The 5,523-nt window shown below is 65.7% G+C and carries 6 protein-coding genes; 3 read left to right on the top strand and 3 right to left on the bottom strand.

Annotated features, from left to right (window positions below; genetic code table 11):
- The 3 genes from BN11_RS23915 to BN11_RS21365 all read right to left on the bottom strand — a co-directional run.
- A partial coding sequence (locus tag BN11_RS23915; protein WP_162213245.1) for a hypothetical protein occupies positions 1–344 on the bottom strand: 344 nt, incomplete at its 3' end.
- 18 nt (positions 345–362) lie between these two features.
- Entirely contained in the window at positions 363–2,444 is a 2,082-nt protein-coding gene (locus tag BN11_RS14445) for a S1 family peptidase (protein ID WP_053084119.1), read from the bottom strand.
- On the bottom strand, positions 2,444–2,770 hold the full coding sequence (locus BN11_RS21365) for a CU044_2847 family protein (RefSeq protein WP_053084120.1): 327 nt from the start codon (positions 2,768–2,770) through the stop codon (positions 2,444–2,446). Before BN11_RS21365 ends, BN11_RS14445 begins: the two co-directional genes overlap by 1 nt.
- Before the next feature lie 180 nt (positions 2,771–2,950).
- Here BN11_RS21365 and BN11_RS21370 point away from each other — a divergent pair, with 180 nt between their 5' ends.
- The 3 genes from BN11_RS21370 to ltrA form a co-directional block, all read left to right on the top strand.
- On the top strand, positions 2,951–3,325 hold the full coding sequence (locus BN11_RS21370) for a transposase family protein (protein ID WP_053084121.1): 375 nt from the start codon (positions 2,951–2,953) through the stop codon (positions 3,323–3,325).
- 66 nt (positions 3,326–3,391) lie between these two features.
- Positions 3,392–3,559, top strand: a complete 168-nt coding sequence (locus BN11_RS25265) for a hypothetical protein (RefSeq protein ID WP_235435491.1) — start codon at positions 3,392–3,394, stop codon at positions 3,557–3,559.
- A gap of 518 nt (positions 3,560–4,077) precedes the next feature.
- On the top strand, positions 4,078–5,523 hold a 1,446-nt coding region (gene ltrA, locus BN11_RS14455), incomplete at its 3' end, for a group II intron reverse transcriptase/maturase (RefSeq protein ID WP_083433778.1).

Raw genomic sequence — 5,523 nt, forward strand, 5'->3', positions numbered from 1 at the left:
GCGGGCCGGCCCTGCGCCCGAGCCAGGTCACCGAGTCCGATGAGGGACTCGGCGGCCACCTCCTGCCAATGCAAGCGGTGGGTGGTGTCGGCTGCGGTGTCGGCAAGGGTGAGGGCGCGGGTATACGCCTGGTGAGCGGTCTCTGGTCGGCCCCGCCCCGCACGAGCCCACCCGGCGCGGTAGAGGACGCGGGCGTACTCCAACAGCGGGACCTCATCCATGCCCGCCGGGTCGGCACTGGCCGCATCACCGATCTCGACGGCGCGCTCCAGCAGCACCGCACCCGGCCCGGCCCGGCCTACCCGCTCCCCCACATCGGCCAACCGCCAGACGGCCTCAAACAACTCAGATCGCACGACGGGTCACGGCGATCCGCTGTTCGTGATGAGCCCGCCGTGTGGGCCAACCAGCAGGTCCACCAGGGCGACGGCGAGTGCCCCCTTGCCAGGCAACGGACCGTCCGGAGTAGGGGTGGTGGCTCGTGTTGCGAGGTCGAGCAGGAGCGGCTGCACGACGGCCTTGAGCGCGTGTTGCGCCGTCGTGGAGTAGGTGGCGGCCCTGGCGAGCGTATTGATGGCGTGCGCACATTGGGTGGTCGTCGCAGCTTGAAATAAACGAGCCAGCGAGGGTGCCGCTTGGTCAAGGAGTAGCGCACGTTCGATTAGCCGTTCACCGAGCCGATCAGGCCGCAACGGTGCCACTTGAGGGCCGCCGCCGTAATAGCGTCCGGCCCACGCCCCCAGCTCGCGACTCTCTACAGCTGTCCAGCCACAGACCTCAAGGATCGCAATGAGATCTGCGGTGGTCTCGCCGCGGAAGAGGGTGGCGATTGCCATGGCCTGTGCGACTTGTTTGTCGCTGATCCCAGTGGGGGCCGTCAGAGACCAGTATCGGGCCTCGTGACCCAACACCCGGTCGGCCGGTGTTTCGGTAACTGCTGATGAATGGGTTTCGGTAGCTGATGGGTGGTTCGCTTTCATCTCTTGACGGAGCACGGTGTCTAGTGCCGCGTACGTGACGCCGAGTGCGGTCTCGTATTGCTGATCGTGGAGGTCGATCTGTTCGACGGTTCCCGCGGTGTGGTTCCAGGCCCGTGACAACGCGTCGACGGCTGCCTCATAAAGGTGTTGGCGCTCTCCGGGTGTGAGCGGGCGGACGGTGGTGGTGATGGGCCACCGGTCCGCGATGACTGCGCGTACGTTGGCGTCAGTACTGTCGGGCAGGCTTCGGGGTGTTCCACCGGTCGCAGTGGGTTCGGTCGGTTCACGGGAGAGGAGTAGGACCCGTGCCGGTGCGGTGGGGCTGACTCCCTGCTGCAACCATTTCAGGAGGATGTCCACCTCGGGGGCGAGGTTCTCGGCGTAATCGACGGTGATGAAGCGAGGCACCCGCGCCCGGGATAGAGGCAGTGTGCTTGGGCCCAGCTCGCGGTATTCGGCGCAGAACCAGCCATTGGTCGTCAGGCGGATCGCTAGTTCACGCGCGAACCGGGACTTTCCGGTACCTCCGGATCCGGTGATGGTGGCCAGCCGCAAGGGCTCTGGCCCGTACGCCCACTGTTCAGCGGCATCCAGAACGTCCCCGTAGAACAGGTAGTCGATGATCGTGTTGTCAGCCAGCAGCAGCTCGGCTGGACTGGAGAGCTCCCGGCGTTGGTACGGCTCTTTCGGGGCACCCAAGCGCGGCGTTGTGGGCATGGTGAAGGAGATTACGCGTGACCAGCGCTGTGGTTGAGCCGTGATGGCGGCTTGGCTGGTCTGGATGATCGAGCGTAGTCGCGCGGTCAACTTCTGCTCGTTGGAAGGGAGTTGCTCGTCAGGGAAATGGGCGGCTTCCGCTAGGAGGGTGAACCAGCCGCCGTCGGTGTGATGCGGCGATAAGGTGCCGGCAACGATGCCGGCGACGGTGCCCCGATCATGGCTGACGCAGGGAGACCCGCTCATGCCACGGCCGATCCAGTCGCCACTGACACGAAGATACCCCCAACCCCAACTGCCGTGGCCAACAACTGAGGATTTGGCAGGGTCCCCTGCCGGGTGTCTTTCGCTACCCCGTTGGGGATACCCCCATAGGGTGAAACCGCTGCCGAAGTTGCTGCTGGCTAAGGTCGGTGTGTTCTCGATAAGGACGCACTCGTGGTCTGCGAGATCGGTAGTTTCGATCAGGGCGAGATCAGGGAATGGCCACAGAGGTTGATCATCTGTGCGTGCCGGGCTCGCAGCGAGCACTGTCCCGGTGCCCTCCCACCGACCGCCCGGGGCGGCTTCCCACCGGATCCCGACGCTCGTGATGCCTTGGACGACATGGCTGTTGGTGAGAATTAGCGATGGGCCGACAAAGAACCCCGTGCCGATCGTCGCTCCGGTGTTCGGGCTCAGCAGCCGGACGACATACTCCTGAAGACGCCGCTCGTCGACGACCACCTTGCCGTGCTCATCGCTCATCAAGGAGCCACCCGGGGCGTCCCGCCGTCATCGGAACCCTTCCACACCAGAGTGACCTTCAAACTGGCCGTCCCCTCACCCTGAACCAGCAACCCAGTCAACTTCCCAGGCTTGGCGGTCAAGTCCAACCCGAACTCCACCGTCGCCTCGTCGGGGCGCACCTCATGCCAGGCCCGCTGCAGATCGCGCCCGATCGCCCGGATGGTGTCGACCACGCCATCGAAGGACAGCGCATCTCCCAACCCGGCGGTGCTGGCGCCACCACCCTCCCGCACCTCGACATAGAACTCCGTCCCATCGATCTGAACGTGAACCATCTCACCCATACTCAGCTCCTTCTACAGGGTCAACCCGCACTGTATCCACGGGCGCAGGTGAGGATATGGGGCTCTTCACGGATCAGCGTGGAAGGCGCGACGCGCTGACTTGGGTGGTTGCCGGGGGAAGGGGTCGAGGCCCCCGAGGATCAGAGGACTTCTACCTCATCTGATCTCAAGGACCTCGACATGGATGACCCTACGGTGTGCTGCCGTGCGTCCGGCAGCTACTGCGACCGGTGCGACCTGATCGTCGGCGTCGATGGGCTGCACGTGACCGCGGCCGAGTGCGACGATCGCGGCCGGCTCGTGCTGTCGGTGGAGTCGGAGCCGACGGTGATGGGCTGCCCGGCGTGCGGTGTCGTCGCTCGCGGTCATGGCCGGGACGTGGTGGAGCTGGTCGACGCGCCGGCGTTCGGTGCTCCGGTGCGCCTGCGGTGGCGCAAGCGGCGGTGGGTGTGCCCGGACCCTGGCTGCCCGGTCGGGTCGTTCACCGAGCAGGACGAGACGGTCGCGGCGCCGCGGGCGAAGCTGACGAGCAGGGCGTGCCGGTGGGCGATCTAGCAGATCCGCCGTGAGCATGCCTCCGTCAACGGGGTCCGCCATCAGCTCGGGACCAGCTGGGCCACGGTGTGGACCTCGATCAAGCCGATCCTGGCTGCGGCCGCTGCGGACGAGTCCCCCTTCGAGGGCGTGAGCATCCTGGGCGTCGATGAGCACGTGGTGCGCCACGAGGCGCTGTTGTTTCGGATGGAGGTGAGAGACCTACATCGCTTGGCCGTCGCAGCGGCTGGGTGAAGCTGGCGGCAGCCTGAACCGGGGAACGCCGGGGAGGGTGGGAGCAGCCGCGACAAAGTCAGGACGGTTCGGCACTACCGGACGGGCCGTGCCTGGTGAGCAAGACGGGAAGGTGTACGCAAGGAACCGGTGTCGTAAGACCTCTTCATCGTCGACCAGCTCGAACCCGGTGGATCTGGGCTGGTGTGCGGTGCGTACCTTCCTCCGCGCCTGCCAGCCAGGCGGGTGTCGGGGGCGGGGAACTGTCAGGACGGTGACATGTGCCGGGCCTGGCAGGTCGTGGTGAAGGCCTGCGGCGTAGCCACGACGAGACCGCAGGGGCAAAGCCGGGCACCTCGCCCGTTGACCGAACAACAGTGAACGTGGGAACCACCTGTGACTGTTCCTCTTCTTGAAGGGGATAGGCCCGTTGCCGGCTGAAGGTCGCAGGTGGGGCGGAGCCGCCGTAGTACTCCGAGGCCTGGAGAGCCGGTCGCATGGGGAAGGGCGGCAGCGAGAGGAAGCAAGGAGGAACTGTGATGTCCGAAGATGCGCTGGTGAATACCGGCGCCGTGATCTGGCCCGAGCATGACTGGGCGCAGGTGACGGTACGGAGGATGCAGGCCAAGCTGCATTGTTGGGCGGCCGGGGATCCCGGTCGCCGGTTTGACGACCTGTACAACCTGGTCTGTGATCCGGCGTTCCTGGTCGTGGCGTGGCAACGCGTCGCGGGCAACGTCGGGGCACGGACGGCCGGGATCGATCGGGCCACGGTGGCTGCGATCGTCTCTCGGTTCGGGGTCGAGGAGTTCCTGCAGCATGTCCGTGACCAGTTACGGTCGCGGACATTTAGCCCGGTCGAGGTACGTCAGATGATGATCCCCAAGGCGAGCGGGAAACTGCGCGCGTTGGGGATCCCGACCGTGACGGACCGGGTGGTGCAGGCTGCTCTGAAACTGGTGTTGGAACCGATCTTCGAGGCGGACTTTGCGCCGTGCTCGTACGGTTTCCGGCCGAACCGGCGCGCGCAGGACGCCATTGCCGAGATCCACCACTTCACCACCAAGTCTTACCACTGGGTGGTGGAGGCCGACATCGAGGCGTGTTTCGACATGATCGATCACGTCGCGTTGATGGACCGGGTCCGGGCAAGGATTGGCGACAAGCGAGTGCTGGGGCTGGTCAAGGCGTTCCTCAAGGCCGGGGTGATGACCACCACCGGCAACAGCGGAGACAGGATCCCGCCCTGCGGGGTGCCGGTGTGCGTCGCCTCGCGGGTGGCGAACATAGCGTTGTCGGTGCTGGATGAGCACTTCATGTCGAAGTGGGACCAGCAGATGGCGAGCGAGGTCTGCCGACAGCGCCGGAAGCGACAAGGCAAGGCGAACTACCGTCTGGTCCGGTACGCGGATGACTTCGTCATCCTGGTCACCGGGCAGCGCGAACACGCCGAGCAGTTGCTCAACGAGGTGGCGGCCGTGCTGGCCCCGATGGGGCTGCGACTGTCACCGGAGAAGACCCGCGTGGTCCACATCGACCACGGCTTCGACTTCCTCGGCTTTCACATCCAACGGATGCGGAAACAGGGCAGCAACAAGTGGTTCGTGTACACCAAGCCCTCGAAGAAGGCGATCGCCTCGATCAAGAGCCGGGTGAAGACCATGACCTACAGGGCGACCTTGCACCACGACCCCGGGTACCTTCTGGACTACCTGGGTCGGGTACTACGAGGGTGGGCCAACTACTTCCGACACGGCGTGTCCAAGGCCACGTTCTCCGCGATCGACTCCTACACGTGGGAGCGGATCACGGCATGGCTACGGAAGAAGCACCGCATCGGCTGGCCAGAACTCCGGCGCAGGTTCTGCCTGCCCGGGACCTGGCGGCTCGCCGTCGATGGGATCAGGTTCAAGGGCGCAGCCAGCGTCCCCGTCATCCGGTACCGCTACCGCGGCTACCAGATCCCGACCCCATGGACACAGCCA

It is taken from the genome of Nostocoides australiense Ben110 (assembly GCF_001050535.1).
In the GTDB taxonomy this organism is placed as follows: domain Bacteria; phylum Actinomycetota; class Actinomycetes; order Actinomycetales; family Dermatophilaceae; genus Nostocoides_A; species Nostocoides_A australiense.

Excerpts from the sequence above, each read along its gene's own strand:
- BN11_RS21365 (WP_053084120.1), bottom strand. The coding sequence starts at position 2,770 with ATGGGTGAGATGGTTCACGTTCAGATCGATGGGACGGAGTTCTATGTC.
- BN11_RS14445 (WP_053084119.1), bottom strand. The coding sequence starts at position 2,444 with ATGAGCGATGAGCACGGCAAGGTGGTCGTCGACGAGCGGCGTCTTCAG.
- BN11_RS21370 (WP_053084121.1), top strand. The coding sequence starts at position 2,951 with ATGGATGACCCTACGGTGTGCTGCCGTGCGTCCGGCAGCTACTGCGAC.